A 15,612-nucleotide genomic window follows, 5' to 3' on the forward strand; every position below is an offset into this window, starting at 1 on the left:
CCAGCCCTCCCGGCGGCGTTCCAGATCGACATGATGACCCTCAAAGCAGTATTCGCGGCGGCCGTGGCCGCCGTCTTTTTGTCCCCGGTGCAGGCGGTCGAACCGGCTGCCAGCCGCTACGAGACCCTGGCACTACTGGCGGAGGCCGAACGGGGCGCGGCCATCGGGGCAACGATCGAGGTCGATATCGATCTGGCGGCCAGTTCAGGCTACAGCGTGGCGCTGGTCGGCGAGCGGGCCGAGGTCCGCTACCGGATGGCCTTCAACCAGATTGCCGAAGGCTGGAGCTGGAGGCCGGAGGCCGATCCGGCGCGCGAAGATTATTACCGCTTCAAGTTCCTGCCCTTGCAGTCGGTGGCCGTCGAGCGCGGCGAGTATGCGCACGAGGACAAGATCGGCAGCGTGCAACAGATGAAGATCAGTTGGCGCTACGACTACTTCCTGGCCTTCGCCAATCTCTACGATTTCTATCCCCGCGGCGTCGATGACGAGGCCGGTTTCAGCGCCGATCTGCCGGCTACCGTCGCCGACCACCTCGGCCTGCGGGCGCGAGCCCACCTGATCGAGCCGGTGATCAGCGAGAGCACGACGTTCTGGAAGGCGACCTACGGCAAGCCGATCGACTTCACGCTGAAGAAACGTTATCTGGTCGGCGTTCTGGACGAGATCGATTTCGTGGACCTGGAGAGCGGCGCTATCCTCTGCCGCATCAGGCCGGGTGCCGGGCATTGCTCGGCAGGCGGGGCGAGCGGTCAGCGATAGACCAGCACCGGCACCTTGGAGTGGGTCAGCACCTTGTTGGTTTCGCTGCCGAGCAGGAAGCCGCTGATGCCGCGCCGGCCGTGCGAGGCCATGAAGATCAGGTCGGCCCCGGACTTTTCGGCGGCTTCGATGATCGCCTCGTAGGGGATGTCGCTGGTCGCAGAGGTCGTGTTGCATTCGACACCGGCTGCGGCGCACAGGGCCTGGACCTCGCCGAGGTATTGGGCGGCCTGCTGGTCAGCCAGTTCGGCGAATTTTTCCGGGGTGGTCGGGTCGATCAGCGCGCCCTCGCCGAAATAGGCGATCGGATATTCGGGTTTGGCGAAGAAGACGGTAACGCGGGCGCCGGTTTCCTTGGCAAAGGAGACTGCTCGTTGGGCTGTGGCCTGCGAAAGTTCGGAACCGTCGGTCGGGACGAGAATATGCTTGAACATGGTCTACCTCCTGAAACTGTCTGCTGGCGTTGCATTCCGCCGTCTTGAGGATCATGCTACGCCAAGTCAGGAGGATTTCAAACATGCGTCTGGGTTTTCTCGGAGCGGCCGGCGAGGTGACCGGTTCCTGTACTTTGGTGGAATCGGGCGACACCCGTTTTCTCGTCGATTGCGGCATGTTCCAGGGCGGTCCGGAGGCACGGGCAAAGAACCTGCGGGCCCTGAATTTCGGTTTCGACGTGCGGCAGATCGATTTTGTGCTGCTTACCCATGCCCATATCGACCATTCCGGCCTCTTGCCGCGCCTGTCCATGCTCGGCTACAAGGGACCGATCTATGCCACGCCAGCGACCATCGACCTGCTCGAAGTACTGCTGCCGGACAGCGCCCATATCCAGGAGAAGGAGGCCGAATGGCAATTGCGCCACCGGCATCGGCGCGGCAAGGACGAGCGCGGGATTCCGGCGCCGCTTTATACCGTGGCTCAGGCCCTGGCGAGCCTCCAGTTGCTGCGTCCGGTTTCCTTTGGCGTCAGCCTGGCGCCGGCCGACAACGTCAAGGTGCAGTTCCACGACGCCGGCCATATTCTCGGCTCGGCGTGGCTGGAAATCGCCGTCAGCGGGGAAGGCAGGCCGCGCAAGCTGGTCTTTTCCGGCGATCTCGGCATGCCCGACCGGCCGGTGTTGCGCAATCCGGAAAAGCCACCGGCCGAGGCCGATGTCCTGGTTGTCGAATCGACTTATGGCGACCGCACGCATCGCTCGTTGCAGGAAACCGAGGACGAGATCGTCGATGCCTTCGAGCGGACGCGTGCCGCCGGTGGCAACCTGATCATCCCCGCCTTCGCGGTCGGCCGGACTCAGGAAATCATCTACCTGCTGGCCGATCTGGTCCGCCGCAAGCGCCTGTTTCCGCTCAAGGTCTATGTCGATTCGCCGATGGCCAATGCGGCAACGCGCATCACGCTGGCCCATCCCGAGCTGCTCGATGCCGAAACGCGTGAGCTGATCGCCTGGCAACAGAAACATCCGGACAAGATGAAGCTCGAATTTGTCGCCGATGTCGAACGTTCCAAGGCGCTCAACGAGATCCGCAGTGGTGCCGTGATCATCTCGGCCAGTGGCATGTGCGAAGCCGGACGGATCAAGTATCACCTGCGCGAGAACCTGCCGCGCAGCGAGTGCAGCGTGCTGATCGCCGGTTTCCAGGCGGCCGGTACGCTCGGTCGACGCCTGGTGGACGGGGCGCGGCTGGTCAATATCTTCAGCCAGCCAGTGCCAGTCCGGGCACGCATTTACACGGTCGGTGGTCTTTCGGCGCATGCCGACCAGGCCGCCTTGCTTGACTGGCTGGGTGGATTTCACTCGGCACCCGGGACTTGCTTTGTCGTGCATGGCGAAGCCGGGGCATCGGCCAACTTCACGCAGGCGATCAACGAGCGCTTTGGCTGGCCAGATGTGCGTTTGCCGACCCCCGGCGAGTCCTTCGCGCGGTAAGATGACAGCAGAAACTTAGCTACGAGGTAATCCAGATGTCCGGTAATCCGTCAGCAAAAAGCAGTGGCCTCGATATGCGAACGCAGAGTCCGCTCGAGACCCTCGGCAATTCACTGGGTAAGGCGATCGACCCGTATGGTGTGACGTCTTCCCTTCTCAATGCACAAATGGCCTGGATACTGCACCCGCAGGAATTGTCGCGGGCGATCCATGCCCTCTCCGGCGATCTGTTCGAGTTGCAGTCGCATGTAATGCGGCGGGCGGTAGGCATTCCCTCGTCCGACGTCATCGCGCCCAATGCCGACGATGCGCGTTTCGCCGACCCGATCTGGACCGATTCGGCGAGCTGGGACATCATCAAGGAGTGGTATCTGGCCTTCACCCACCGGCTCGAAGATATGCTTTTCGAGACCCCGGGGCTGTCGGACAAGGAACGCCGGCGCTCCGCCTTCTGGCTGCGCAATTGGCTGAACATGGTGGCGCCGACCAATTTCTTCTGGCTCAACCCGGCCGCCATGCAGCGCTTTGTCGATACCAAGGGCGAGAGCCTGAAGCAGGGCTGGGAAAACTTCCAGCGCGACGTCGAAGCCAAGAACATCCTGATGGTCGAGCCCGATGCCTTCGTCGTCGGCAAGGATCTGGCGACGACGCCGGGCAAGGTAGTGTTCCGCAATCGCCTGCTCGAAGTGATCCACTACGCCCCGACCACCGAGCAGGTGCGGGCGATGCCGATCGTCATCACCACGCCGTGGATCAACAAGTTCTACATCCTCGACCTGACGGCCCGCAAGAGCCTGGTCAAGTATCTGACCGACCAGGGGTTTTCGGTGTTCATCACGAGCTGGAAGAACCCGGGCGAGGATCTGGCCGAGGTCAGGCTCGACGACTACCTGCTCGAAGGCGTCAGCGAGGCGGTGCGTGTCGCCTGCGAATTCTGCAAGGTGCCCAAGGTCCATCTGGTTGGCTACTGCATCGGTGGCACGCTGGTCAGTACCTACATGGCCTGGGCCACCAAGCGCTTCGGGGCCGACCAGATGCCGGTGGCGCACTGGACGCTGTTTACGACGCTGACCGACTTCGCGCATCCAGGCGATATCGACGTCTTCATCGACGAGGCCTGCATCGGGGCACTCGAAGAGTCGATGGCCAAGAAGGGCTATCTCGACGGCAGCGAAATGGCCTCGTCCTTCCGCCTGCTGCGCTCGAACAGCCTGATCTGGAATTACTGGGTCAGCAGCTATTTGCTCGGCGAGCCGTTGCCGGCCTTCGATGTCCTGTTCTGGAACATGGATTCGACGCGCATGCCGCAGGCCATGCATTCCTACTACCTGCGCGAGATGTACCTGCACAACAACCTGATCAAGCGCGACAAGCTGACCATTGCCGGCGAATCGATCGACCTCGACCTGATTACCCAGCCGCTCTACGTGGTGACCGCCGAAGACGACCACATCGCGCCGTGGAAGCAGTGCTACCGTATCCGCAAGCAGATCAACGTCAATGCGCCGGTGCGCTTTGTGCTGTCCACGTCCGGCCACATCCTCGGCATCGTCAATCCGCCGGCCAAGCCGCCCAAGCGGGCCTACTGGATCGCCGAACCCGAGCGCAATGAACATTGGGAGCACTGGTTCGATCGTGCCGAGAAAAAGCCCGGGACCTGGTGGGAGGACTGGACGCTGTGGCTCGGTGATCGTACCGGCGACCTGGTCGAAGCCTATCCGGCCAGCAATCGCAAGTTCCCGGCGCTGTGCGATGCGCCCGGCACCTATGTCCTCGAAAAGTAGGCCGCAGCGCGTGAACCGAAGCAAAGCCGGACGATGAGCGCCAGCCTGTTCCCCCTGGCGACCGGCCGGCCGCCGGCGGGGGTCGATCTGCTGCGTATCGTGCGCATCAACGAGCAGATCAAGCGCGTTGTCGGCGTTTCCTTCAAGATCAACATCATGGCTCTCAACGCCATTTTTCTCGCCAAGCGGGCCGGTACCGCGGCGCGGGGATTTGGCGTGCTCTCCAACGAACTGCGGGTGTTTTCGCAAGACCTGCGGACCTGCATGGAATCGCTGACCCGCCTGATCCATGCCTGCGTCAACGAGGTTTCCGTGGTACTGCAGAATAATCGGCAGATGCGCCTGCTCGGCAAGGCGGCCGAACTGGCACCGCGGCAACCGGCCCTGATCGCCGTGCGCCAGCGTCGTAGCCGGGCCGATGAGGAACATGCGCAGCAGCTCGGCCGTTTGCGCCGGCAACTCAAGCGCGCGCTGGAAGATGCCTTCCAGATGGTTGAGCTGGGCGGTGTCCTGGCCAAGTCGGCCAAGATCGAGGCGGCTTACGGGCAGAGCCATGCCGCTGCGCTGTCTCAGGTTTCCGGCGAGTTCGACGAGGTCGTCGAGGAAATCCGCGCGGCGCTCGAATCACTGCGCCGTTCGCCATTTTTTGCCGGTAGCTGATACTCAAAGAAAGAATTCGTGAAGACTACCAAGACCATTTTTCAGGACGGCGGCCACAAATGGGTTGCCATCGTCCGCGACCCGGAAAAACCGAACTACCTGATCGATACCAACGAGTATCTGGTGGCCTATGGCGACCAGGGCTTGCTGCTCGATCCCGGCGGTGCAGAAATCTTTCCGGCGGTATTTTCGGCCCTCTCGGCCGAGTTCGATCCCTCGGCATTGGCCGGCATCTTCGCCTCGCACCAGGATCCGGACACGGTTTCGTCACTGGCGTTGTGGCTGGAATTCAATCCGGCCATGCGCTGCTACGTCAGTTGGCTGTGGAGTGGCTTCATACCGCACTTCGGTGGTACCGCTGAGACCCTGGTCGCCATTCCCGACGAGGGTATGGACATCGCGCTGGCCGGCCTGATCCTGAAAGCCGTGCCCGCCCACTACCTGCATTCCTCGGGTAACTTCCACCTCTATGACAAGGTCGCCAAAATCCTGTTCTCCGGCGATGTCGGGGCGGCGCTGCTGCCACCCGGCCAGGATGGCCTGTTCGTCGAGAATTTCGATGCCCATATCCGCCACGCCGAAGCCTTCCACAAGCGTTGGATGGGTTCCAACGAGGCCAAGCGCCGCTGGTGCGAGCGCGTCGCACATCTCGATATCGACATGCTTTGCCCGCAGCATGGGGCGATCTACCGCGGGGCCGACGTCCAGCGTTTCATCAACTGGTTTGACGAAATCCAGGTCGGCGGTGTGGTCAACGCCTGATTTGTCGAGAATTGATTGGGGTCAAGGTTCGGCCGCTCGGGTGCCCCGAGAATTGCCCCATCCCCAGCAGCGAGTGAGCCATGACCACCATCCGCAGTTTCATGACCAACGACCATCGCCATTGCGATGATCTCTTTGCCGAAGCCGAGCAGGCCATGGCCAAAAACAATCTGGAGGCTGCCCGTGCCGCCTTCGGCCACTTCCGGACAGCCGTGCTGGCCCACTTCGACTGCGAGGAGAAGACGCTGTTTCCGACCTTCGAAGCGAAGACCGGCATGAGCATGGGGCCGACCCAGGTCATGCGCCTCGAGCACGAACAGATGCGCGCCCTGCTCGACGATGCCGCCGAAGCCCTGAACGCCGGCAGCGCCGACGACTATCTCGGGCAGGCCGATACCCTGCTGATCATGATGCAGCAGCACAACATGAAAGAAGAAAACATCCTCTACCCGATGTGCGACCAGCATCTGGCGGCCGAACTGCCGGACGTGCTCGCCCATCTCGAAACGGAACTTGCCGAATCATGACCCACGCCAAAACCCCACACGTCGTCGATGCCCGCTACATGGAGCCGCCCGAGCCCTTCACCCGAACCATGGAAATGCTCGATACCCTCCAGGAAGGCGAAAAAATGCTGCTGCTGCTGTTTCGCGAGCCGCATCCACTGTACAAGGTGCTGCGCCAGAACGGACATCACTACGAGACCGAATTGCAGCCCGACGGCACCTTCGAGATCCTGATCTCGCGCTAACTCCCTCCGATGCAGGCCATGCTGTCCTTCGAGAAGGCCCCGCCGCTGGCGGCACCGCTGCGCTTCTTCCTGACCGCGCCGCTGTTCATCGTGCTGGCCGGCCTGCTCATTGCCTACGAGGGGCCGGCACTGTTCTCCTCGCGCTGGATGCCCGGCACGCTGGCAGCGACCCATCTATTGACCATTGGCTTCATGCTGCAGGTCATGCTCGGGGCGCTGATCCAGATCCTGCCCGTCGTTGCCGGCGCCAATCTGGCGCGGCCGTTGATGCTGGCGGCGGTGGTCCATCCCGGCCTCAGCCTCGGTGCGCTGTTGCTCGCCGGTGGCTTCTACTTTGCGCAGCCAGTCTTGCTGAGTGCCGCCGCGCTGCTGCTTGGCCTGAGCGTGGTGTGTTATCTGGCGGCCAGCAGTTGGTCGCTGCTCCGTGTCCCATCGACCAGCCCGACCATCCGCGGCCTCAAGCTCGCCTGGCTGGGACTGACCGGTGTTGTCGGCCTCGGCGTCGTGCTCGCGTTGGGCCTTGCCCATGGCTGGTCGCTGCCGCTGGTGGCGCTCACCGACCTTCACGCCGGCTGGGGGCTGGGTGCCTGGGCCGGCGTCCTGCTCGCCTCGATTTCCTATGTCGTGGTCCCGATGTTCCAGCTGACCTCGGGCTACCCGGCGCGGCCGAGCTGGTGGTTTCCGGTCGTCATGCTCGGGCTGCTGCTGCTGTGGAGCCTCGCCGTCTTCGCCGACTGGCCGGGGCTGGTCCGCCTCACCCAGGGCCTGGCGGCGGTGGTCGGCATCGGCTTCGCCGGGCTGACCCTGCGCCTGCAGTCGCAACGGCGACGGGCGCGTTCCGATGCCACCCACCGCTACTGGCAGCTTGGCCTGCTGTCGAGCATCGTCGCCCTGAGCATGCTGCTGATCGCGGCGCTGTGGCCGGGCGCCGCCGAACTGGAAGGCTGGCCGCTATTCGTCGGCATTCTGCTGATCGCCGGCGGCTTCATCGCCTTCATTATCGGCATGCTCTACAAGATCGTTCCTTTCCTGGCCTGGATGCATCTCCAGAGCAGTGGGCAGGCCAAGGTGCCGGCCCCGGCCATGAACAAGATACTCGGCGATCGCGACATGCATCGCCAGATGCTGGCTTACGTCGCCGCCTGCGGGCTGCTGCTGGCGGCCGTGCTGCTGCCCGAGTGGCTGGCCCGGCCAGCAGGGCTGGCCTTTGCGCTGGCCGGCGGCTGGCTGTGGTGGAACCTGTTCGGTGCCGCCCGGCGCTACCGGCTGCACCTGGACGTGATCGCCGCCAAACTCGCCACACCATGAGCTACCTGGCGCTGAAACACCTGCACATCACCTGTGTCGTGCTGAGCGGCCTCGGCTTCTGTCTGCGTGGTTGGTGGATGCTGCGCGAATCGCCGCTGCGCCAGCACCGGCTGGCCCGGGTCGTGCCGCATGTCGTCGATACGCTGCTGCTCGGCAGCGCCTTGAGCATGGCCTGGCTCAGCGGCCAGTATCCTTTCGTCCAGGGCTGGCTGACCGCCAAGCTCGGTGGGCTGCTCGCCTACATCCTGCTCGGGACCATGGCCCTCAAGCGCGGCAAGACCCGAGAGTCTCGCGCCGGCTATTTCGTGCTGGCCCTGCTGGCCTACGCCTACATCGTCAGCGTGGCGCTGACCCGGAACCCGCTTCCGTTTGCCTAGCCGCCTCGGCGGCCCGGTGAATTGTCGAATACTCGACAAGATGGTGTTTGGGTGGACTGCGGGAAATTCACCTGATTTCAATTAAAACAATTGGTTAATGCCGTGTTTTGGCGGCTGGCATTGTAACTGCATAGACAGCCCACCCCCAACGACAGGCCAAGGAGATTCCCAATGGAACAGAGAGCCGTACCGATTACCCAGGAGGCCGCCCTGCGCGTCGCCCTGGCTGCCCGCGCCATGCCCAATGTGACTTTGGTCAGGTTGATTGCCTTGTTGCAGAGCCATCTCGGCGACGAGATCGATACCGAGAATCTGCGCGGCATCACGGTCACCAACCTGAAAACCGGCCTTGGCAGCCTCGACGGCGAAGAGGATGACGAGGATATGGGCATCGGCCTGGATGCCATGAAACTGGCGGTCCGCATCCTGTGGGGCGAAATCGAGGGTGATGAAAACCTGCCGCAAGTGCAGCACTACGACGAGGGCGACATCCCGGGTTCGCTGCGCATCGCCATCGCCTCCGACAGCGGCGATGCCCTGAACGGCCATTTCGGTTCCTGCCTGCGTTATCTGGTGTACCAGGTGTCGGCCACCGAAAGCCGGCTGATCGGCATCCGCAGCGCGCTGGAGGCCGACTTTGCCGAAGACAAGAACCTGTTCCGCTGTCAGTTGATCGCCGACTGCCATGTCCTGTACGTTGTCTCGATCGGCGGTCCGGCGGCGGCCAAGGTCATCCGCGCCGACATCTTCCCGATCAAGCTGCCCAACGGCGGGCCGGCGAGCGAAGTCGTGCAGCGCTTCCAGCAGGCCCTGGTCGAGTCGCCGCCGCCATGGCTGGCAAAAATCCTCGGCGTCAGCGCCGACAAGCGTCTGCGGCTCTACAGCGCCGAGACCGAGGAAGAGTAGGGGAGGGGCGCCTTTAAAGGCGCCCCAGCTTCCGATACAGCGTGTTGCGGCTGATCCCCAACTGGCGGGCGGCGGCCGAGATGTTGCCGCCAGCGGCTTCCAGCGTGCGCAGTGCGGCCTGGCGGCCGATTTCTTCCAGGCTGCCGACGTTGTTTTCAGGTGCCGCCGGGGCCCACGGGTCGAAGGGCGAGAGGGTGCTGCCGGCTGCGGCCAGCGGTGTGCTCTCGAACAACTCTTCCGGCAGGTGGCTTTCGGTGATCAGGGTTTCGTCGTCATCGAGCAGCGCGATGGCGACCCGGATGGCGTTGAACAACTGGCGGATATTGCCCGGCCAGGCGTAGTTCTCGATGGCCTGCAGGGCGCCTTCCGAAAAACGGACCGCTGTCCGGGATGCAGTTTCGGCTGCGGCGATCTTGGCGACCATCTGGCGGATGTCGGTGCGTTCGCGCAAGGCGGGCAGCGTGACGCACATGCCGTTCAGACGGTAATAGAGATCCTCGCGGAAGGTGCCGCGCGCCACTTCCTCGCGCAGGCGGCGGTGGGTGGCGCAGACCAGCGAGATGTCGACCTGGATGGCCCGCGTGCTGCCGAGCGGCGTCACGCAGCGTTCCTGCAGCACGCGCAACAGCCGGGCCTGCAGGTTGAGCGGCATGTCGCCGATTTCGTCGAGGAAGAGGGTGCCGCCGTGGGCCTGTTGAATCTTGCCGGGGGCACCTTCCTTGCGGGCGCCGGTGAAGGCGCCGCCCTGATAGCCGAAGAGTTCGGATTCGATCAGGGTTTCGGGAATCGAGGCGCAGTTCAGGGCGACGAAGGGTCCGCTCTGGCGCGGGCCGCTGTTGTGGAAAGCCTTGGCGAACATCTCCTTGCCGGCGCCGGATTCGCCCTGGATCAGGATCGGGATGTCGCGGCCGAGAATGCGGCGCGAACGGTCGATCGCCGCTTGCAGGCGGGCGTCGCCGGTATTCATTGTTTCCAGCGTCGGGCCGGAAACGGCGGCGGCCTCGGGCCGGCGGGCGCTGCGCACGGCCGGCAATTCGTCGTACACGCGGCCGGCGATAACCTGGGGCGGCAACTGGCCGCGCAACTGGACGTGGATGGCACGGCCATTGACATTGATTTCACAACTCGCCTGGGCGTTGTTGCGCTGGCGGTCGACCAGGGCCGACAGGTTGCTCTCGAAGACCATCGAGAAATCGCGGCGCACGGCATCGACCTGGCGGATGCCGAGGATCTCGGTTCCGTTGCGGTTGATGGCCAGCACCTGGCCGTCCGGCGATACGGCGGCGAGGCCTTCCTTGGGGCTGCCCAGGTAGTCGGGGCGGCTGTGGAAGCAGATCAGGATGTCGCGGGCGTGGATCGACTCGAACAAGCGTTTTTCGACGATCAACGACGAGAAGCGGACCAGTCCCAGGGTGTGGCGTTGCTGGTTGCGGTAGTCGCCGGAGATGTCGAGGACGCCTATCAGACGGCCGTCCGGCCCGAAGATCGGGCTGGCGCAGCAGGTCAGGAAGCCGTTGTTTTCCAGAAAGTGTTCGGCGCCGAGGACTTCGATCGGCATTTCTTCCGAGAGGGCGGTGCCGATGGCGTTGGTGCCGCGCTGGTTTTCGTCCCACGAAGCACCGGCGGCCAGCGCCACGCGGTCGGCGCGGCTGAGGAAGTCGGCATCGCCGACCGACTCGAGCAGCAAACCGTTGGCGTCGGCCAGGATGACCATGCTGCCCGATTCGCGAATCTGCTCGAAGACATGTTCCATGATCGGCCGCCCCTGGAGCAGCAGATGCCGATTGCGGTCCTGTTCGGTCTTCAGGGCCATGCGATCGAGCGATTCGATGATCGGCAGTGCGTTGTTTTCAGTCAAGCCGAAACGGCGGCAACGTTCCCAGGAACGCAGGATTTGCGGGTCAACCAGTCCGTCCGGCAAGACACCCTGATCAAAAAACAGGTGTCTGGCTTGAACTAGTCGTTGCCCATGCATGTCATCCAGCACATGAATCTGTCCCATCACTCCTCCGGTGTACCAAAGTCTGATTCTTTTTTTGTAGTTGCTTCATAACGTAGCACCTGCCCATTTTATAAGCAATGTGCCGAACAACGTTCAGCAAATGGCGTGCCATCAATACGCCGCTGCCCCGATCAATGCCTCGATAAAATAAATCCGGATCGGGCCCGGTCCTGGCACAAGCTTTGCAGAATGGTGAGGGCAGAAGCCGTAATCGTTATCACCAAAGGAGACAAAGTGAAATTTCCAACCTCAACCATCGCCCTCGCTGCGGCCCTGGCACTCGCTGCCGCAGCCCCCCAAGTCTTTGCCCACGGAGACGTGGTCCCGCAGGCCGTCGATACCACCGGCCTGAAGAATCTGGGTGCTGACTGGCAAGCGAGCAATCCGTACCGCAAAGATAAGACAGCGATCCGTATCGGAGATTCCGCCTTCAACCAGAACTGTGCCCGCTGCCATGGCCTGGGGGGCATCTCCGGCGGCATCGCGCCTGATCTGCGCTACTTGCCGCTGGGCGACGAAGGTGACGAGATCTTCATGCAGCGCATCCGCAAGGGCGCGGTGCGCGATGGGCGCGTCTACATGCCGCCGTTCGAAGGCACGCTGAGCCAGGAAGCCATGTGGGCCATTCGCAGCTGGCTGGAAACCGTCCATGAAGACTGATCGCCGCCTCTGGCTGAAGGCGCTGGCCGCCTTGCCGATGGGCCTTGCCCTGCCGGCCCTGGCCGATGGCCTGGAAACCCTGCGCGAACGGGGTCGCCTGCGCATCGCCGTCTATAACGATTTTCCGCCGTATTCGACGCGCGGCGGCAAGGGCATCGATGCCGACCTCGGCCGTGCCATCGCCGCCAAACTGGGCCTGGCCGCGGAAATCGTCGGGTTCAATGCCGACGAGGACATGAACGACGACCTCCGCAACATGGTCTGGAAGGGGCATTACCTCGGCACCCAGCCGGCCGATCTGATGCTGCATGTGCCAGTCGATGAAGTGCTCGCCCGCGCCAATGACAAGGTCCGCATCTTTGGCGCCTATCACCGCGAAACCCTGGCCCTGGCGCGCAATCCGGAGCGTATTCCGGCGCTCTCAGGTTCGGCGGCAGTCGCCCTGGAGATCTTTACCCGCGAGAAGATTGGCGTCGAAACCGCCTCGCTGGCCGACTCCTTCCTGCTTGGTGTACTCAATGGCCGTCTGCGCGAAAACGTGGTCCATTTCACCACGGTCGCAGAGGCCGGCAAGGCTCTGGCCGAAGGCGGTGTCGCGGCCGTGCTGGCGCCGCGCGCCGAGCTTGAGGCCGCGATCAAGGGCAAGGAGCGGATCACCCTCGATGCCGCCAAATTCGCCGAATTGAAGGTCGATAGCTGGCCACTCGGCATGGCCGTCAAGGTCGAGGAACAGGCGCTGGCCGACGCCATCGGCGCCGCCGTCGCCGAATTGAAGCGCGACGGCAGCGTGGCGGCGATCTTCCGCCAGCACGGCATCACTTACCAATCAGCCTGAGGTCATCATGCGCCCTGTCCACCTACTGCGCGTCGCGCTGCTCGCCGCCATCGCCGGGCCGGTTCTGGCCGGCCCGCTGGCTTACGTGCCCAACGAAAAGTCGGCAACGATCAGCATCATCGACACAGCAACCGACCAGCGGCAAAGCGACATCGCCGTCGGTCAGCGGCCGCGCGGCATTGCCAGCGGGCAGGGGCGGGTATACCTGACCGACGGCAAGACCGGCAGCCTGCTGATCGTCGATACCGTTGCCGGCAAGCTGGAACGTAGTGTCGCAGTCGGCCAGTCGCCCGAAGGGGTCAGCCTTTCCGCCGACGGCAAGCTGCTCGCTGTGGCCGTCGAGGACGACAATAGCGTCGTCCTGCTGACAGCGCCGGAGGGCAGGGAAGTGGCGCGCATCAAGGTTCACGGCAAGAACCCGGAACATGCCGTGTTCAGTCCGGATGGCCGCTGGCTCTACGTCAGCGCCGAAGAGGCCGAGCAGGTCGACGTGATCGATGTCGCCGCCCGCCAACAGGTAGCCAGCATTCCCGTCGGCAAGCGGCCACGCGGCATCGGCTTCCTGCCCGACGGCAGTCGCGCCTATGTCGCCTGCGAACTGGCCGGCAAGGTGTACGCCATCGATGTCGCCCAGGGCAAGGCAATTGCCGAGATCACGGCCGGCGAGTACCCCAACGGGATCGCCGTGCACCCCGACGGCAAGCGGGTTTTCGTCTCCAACGGGCGCGGCGGTTCGGTGATGGCGATCGACGTCGCCAGCAACACCGTGGTCGCCACGGTGGCGGTCGGCAAGCGACCCTGGAACATGGCGTTGACCCCGGACGGCGGCAAGCTCTACGTCGCCAATGGCCGCTCGGGCAGCGTTTCGGTGATCGATACCGACAGCTTTGCGAAGCTGCGCGACGTCGAAGTCGGCGAACTGCCCTGGGGCGTGAGCATCCGATGAGCCCGCAACGCTACAGCCTGCCGGCCATCCTGCTGCACTGGGCGCAGGCCATCCTGATTCTCTGGCTGCTCTGGCTGGGGTGGACGATGACCGACCTGCCCAAGGGAGCCGAGCGCAGCGCTGCCTACAGCCTGCACAAGTCGCTCGGCCTGCTCGCCTTGCTGTTGATCGTCGTGCGCCTGGCCTGGCGTTCGCGCAACGCGCCGCCCCCTTTGCAGGCCGAGGGCTGGGAAGGCCGCCTGGCCCATCTCACGCACCGCGCGCTCTACCTATTGCTGGTCCTGGCACCGCTCGCCGGCTACCTGGCTTCCTCGTTCACGCCCTACGCCCTGAAGTTTTTCGGCATCGAAATCGCCAAGGCCGGCTGGCCCGACGAGTCGCTGAACGGCTTTTTCAAACTGCTGCACCAGGCTTTTGTCTGGGGCATCGGCGGCCTGGTCTTCCTGCATCTGGCCGGGGCACTGAAACACCTGTTGCTCCGTGACGGGACGCTGAGCCGCATGCTGCCCGGCCGGGTGTTACAGAAATGAACAGTTGCTCCAGAGTGGAGCAGTGACGTGCTCCAGAAGGTCGTGAGTTTTTCTCTATGTGACCAGTCGGAAAGCTAGACATCATCCCGGACCAAGCGAAATCGCCCTCGCTTGCTAACTAATTTGGGACATGCTGGTGTTGCTGGTAGGTGGCGATTAGAGGGCTCTGCCCAAACTGCCAGCTACGTAAACAGGTTGTCGGGCGGTAGTTCTGATGTTCTCGCAACGGCAGCACCGTGCCCATTGCAGCCAGTTCCCCTCTGGGAAAGCGGACGCTTCATCAAGGCTCTGCCGTCATTTGCAGATTGGCATTGGGAATTTCAGCAATCGTCGGCGTCGCCATGATCATTTCTCCAATTTTGGCTTGAGGATTTTTTCAACGAAGTCTTCGGTTTGATACGATTGTGCTGCTGCCGCCCGACCTCGCGAGAGAGGGCGATTCGGGTTCCGTTGGAACCCTGGACAAGCATGGTTCGCTGCCCGTAGCCATGCTGGATGGCTCCCCCCCTGACCCATTGCCCCTTGCCCACGGTCCATCATGTAGCCGATGCGTTCGGCGATGACTTCGTTGCTTTGCAAGTCGATGATCCGTAGTGAACTTCCGGCAATCCAGTATTCGCGGTCATCCAGCGTGGAAATGTCGTCGTAAGTGACGCCGTAGCGGGGAGACGGGCCGGGCGCTAGCGTTTTATCGAGAACGAAGGCGTAAATATTTAAGTCGAAATTTGGATCACGCTTCAACTCATTCGCAACATTTGGCGCATTGACATCCATCCTGCCAACAACTTTCTGGGTGCCGACGTAGCGATATCGCTTGCCGTCCTGCGGATCGATGGTTTCAACGTAGTGGTAGCCGAAGCGCGGGGGCGCTCCCGGTGCAAACTCGGCTTGGCGAGTTTCATTTCCACGCAAAAAGCTCTTGATATACCCATCACCGCCCATGTCTTTGCCATATGGATCATCCATCTTGAACTGTTCCCCGAAGTTGTCCTCTTTGGGCCTGACCTTCATCAGCAAAATGCCATCAACATCCTCCACCGTCCGGTGAATCTTTTCACCGGCGGTCTTACAGCGTTCCTGGAACAGCGCTTCCGCTTTCGCCAGACGACTTCCCTTCGCATCAGTCTCCCGTTTCATTTCCCACGCCCAACGGCCGGGAAAGGCCAGGAACAACACAGCCACCACGACTACAGCAATGGCCTTGCTCGTCTTCGTTTTGGGGATCAAGGCTGCCGCCACAAATGCGCCAATCAGTACCAGCCAAAAAATATCGCCAACCATACGAAGCAGGTCGGCGCCAGGTCCAAGTTCAATCATTTTTTTGGCTTTGCTAGGAAACGACAGACAAAATCATATCGCATATCGAACGGCCGCAATTGGGCAGACTCATCAAGGGCCG

General features: G+C 62.8%; 17 protein-coding genes. 14 read left to right on the top strand and 3 right to left on the bottom strand.

Features of this window, described 5'->3' with window-relative positions:
* The first annotated feature begins 30 nt into the window (after window positions 1-30).
* Window positions 31-762: a hypothetical protein gene (locus tag NQE15_RS08995; protein WP_265948682.1), complete on the top strand. Its 732-nt coding sequence runs from the start codon at window positions 31-33 to the stop codon at window positions 760-762.
* Here the strand turns inward: NQE15_RS08995 and NQE15_RS09000 are convergent.
* Window positions 753-1,196 carry a universal stress protein gene (locus NQE15_RS09000; protein WP_265948686.1) on the bottom strand — a complete coding sequence of 148 codons (444 nt, stop codon included), beginning with the start codon at window positions 1,194-1,196 and terminating at the stop codon, window positions 753-755. The genes NQE15_RS08995 and NQE15_RS09000 overlap by 10 nt on opposite strands.
* Window positions 1,197-1,279: 83 nt before the next feature.
* Here NQE15_RS09000 and NQE15_RS09005 point away from each other — a divergent pair, with 83 nt between their 5' ends.
* The 9 genes from NQE15_RS09005 to NQE15_RS09045 all read left to right on the top strand — a co-directional run bounded on the left by NQE15_RS09005 (window position 1,280) and on the right by NQE15_RS09045 (window position 9,240).
* Window positions 1,280-2,692 carry an MBL fold metallo-hydrolase RNA specificity domain-containing protein gene (locus NQE15_RS09005; protein WP_265948691.1) on the top strand — a complete coding sequence of 471 codons (1,413 nt, stop codon included), beginning with the start codon at window positions 1,280-1,282 and terminating at the stop codon, window positions 2,690-2,692.
* Between the two features lie 74 nt (window positions 2,693-2,766).
* Window positions 2,767-4,476: a PHA/PHB synthase family protein gene (locus NQE15_RS09010; protein ID WP_265948693.1), complete on the top strand. Its 1,710-nt coding sequence runs from the start codon at window positions 2,767-2,769 to the stop codon at window positions 4,474-4,476.
* A 33-nt stretch (window positions 4,477-4,509) separates the two neighbouring features.
* Window positions 4,510-5,136 carry a chemotaxis protein gene (locus NQE15_RS09015; protein WP_265948696.1) on the top strand — a complete coding sequence of 209 codons (627 nt, stop codon included), beginning with the start codon at window positions 4,510-4,512 and terminating at the stop codon, window positions 5,134-5,136.
* Between the two features lie 18 nt (window positions 5,137-5,154).
* On the top strand, window positions 5,155-5,898 hold the full coding sequence (locus NQE15_RS09020; protein WP_265948699.1) for an MBL fold metallo-hydrolase: 744 nt from the start codon (window positions 5,155-5,157) through the stop codon (window positions 5,896-5,898).
* Between the two features lie 80 nt (window positions 5,899-5,978).
* Window positions 5,979-6,425 (top strand): hemerythrin domain-containing protein, encoded by a 447-nt coding sequence (locus tag NQE15_RS09025; RefSeq protein WP_265948702.1) that lies wholly within the window; start codon window positions 5,979-5,981, stop codon window positions 6,423-6,425.
* Window positions 6,422-6,649, top strand: coding sequence for a DUF2249 domain-containing protein (locus NQE15_RS09030; protein ID WP_265948705.1), 228 nt, complete (start codon window positions 6,422-6,424; stop codon window positions 6,647-6,649). Before NQE15_RS09025 ends, NQE15_RS09030 begins: the two co-directional genes overlap by 4 nt.
* An 18-nt stretch (window positions 6,650-6,667) precedes the next feature.
* Window positions 6,668-7,957: a hypothetical protein gene (locus tag NQE15_RS09035; protein WP_265948710.1), complete on the top strand. Its 1,290-nt coding sequence runs from the start codon at window positions 6,668-6,670 to the stop codon at window positions 7,955-7,957.
* A complete protein-coding gene (locus NQE15_RS09040; protein ID WP_265948719.1) occupies window positions 7,954-8,334 on the top strand; it encodes a SirB2 family protein in 381 nt (126 codons plus the stop codon). The genes NQE15_RS09035 and NQE15_RS09040 overlap by 4 nt, the downstream gene beginning before the upstream one ends.
* 171 nt (window positions 8,335-8,505) lie before the next feature.
* Window positions 8,506-9,240, top strand: a complete 735-nt coding sequence (locus NQE15_RS09045; protein ID WP_265948728.1) for a dinitrogenase iron-molybdenum cofactor biosynthesis protein — start codon at window positions 8,506-8,508, stop codon at window positions 9,238-9,240.
* A 13-nt stretch (window positions 9,241-9,253) separates the two neighbouring features.
* Here NQE15_RS09045 and NQE15_RS09050 read toward each other — a convergent pair whose 3' ends face one another.
* Complete coding sequence (locus tag NQE15_RS09050; protein ID WP_265948733.1) at window positions 9,254-11,242, bottom strand: sigma-54-dependent Fis family transcriptional regulator; 1,989 nt, start codon at window positions 11,240-11,242, stop codon at window positions 9,254-9,256.
* A gap of 234 nt (window positions 11,243-11,476) precedes the next feature.
* On the opposite strand from NQE15_RS09050, the gene pedF reads away from it, so the two are divergent.
* Genes pedF through NQE15_RS09070 form a run of 4 tightly spaced genes read left to right on the top strand, consistent with a single transcriptional unit; the run spans window position 11,477 to window position 14,213 of the window.
* Window positions 11,477-11,902 (top strand): cytochrome c-550 PedF, encoded by a 426-nt coding sequence (gene pedF, locus NQE15_RS09055; protein ID WP_265948748.1) that lies wholly within the window; start codon window positions 11,477-11,479, stop codon window positions 11,900-11,902.
* Window positions 11,892-12,737, top strand: a complete 846-nt coding sequence (locus tag NQE15_RS09060) for a substrate-binding periplasmic protein (protein WP_265948756.1) — start codon at window positions 11,892-11,894, stop codon at window positions 12,735-12,737. The genes pedF and NQE15_RS09060 overlap by 11 nt, the downstream gene beginning before the upstream one ends.
* 7 nt (window positions 12,738-12,744) lie before the next feature.
* Window positions 12,745-13,683, top strand: a complete 939-nt coding sequence (locus NQE15_RS09065) for a beta-propeller fold lactonase family protein (RefSeq protein ID WP_265948764.1) — start codon at window positions 12,745-12,747, stop codon at window positions 13,681-13,683.
* Window positions 13,680-14,213: a cytochrome b gene (locus tag NQE15_RS09070; protein ID WP_265948766.1), complete on the top strand. Its 534-nt coding sequence runs from the start codon at window positions 13,680-13,682 to the stop codon at window positions 14,211-14,213. The genes NQE15_RS09065 and NQE15_RS09070 overlap by 4 nt, the downstream gene beginning before the upstream one ends.
* Window positions 14,214-14,558: 345 nt before the next feature.
* Here NQE15_RS09070 and NQE15_RS09075 read toward each other — a convergent pair whose 3' ends face one another.
* A complete protein-coding gene (locus tag NQE15_RS09075; protein WP_265948769.1) occupies window positions 14,559-15,530 on the bottom strand; it encodes a hypothetical protein in 972 nt (323 codons plus the stop codon).
* Between the last annotated feature and the right edge of the window lie 82 nt (window positions 15,531-15,612).

Origin of the sequence: Dechloromonas sp. A34 (genome assembly GCF_026261605.1) — a bacterium.
Lineage (GTDB): Bacteria > Pseudomonadota > Gammaproteobacteria > Burkholderiales > Rhodocyclaceae > Azonexus.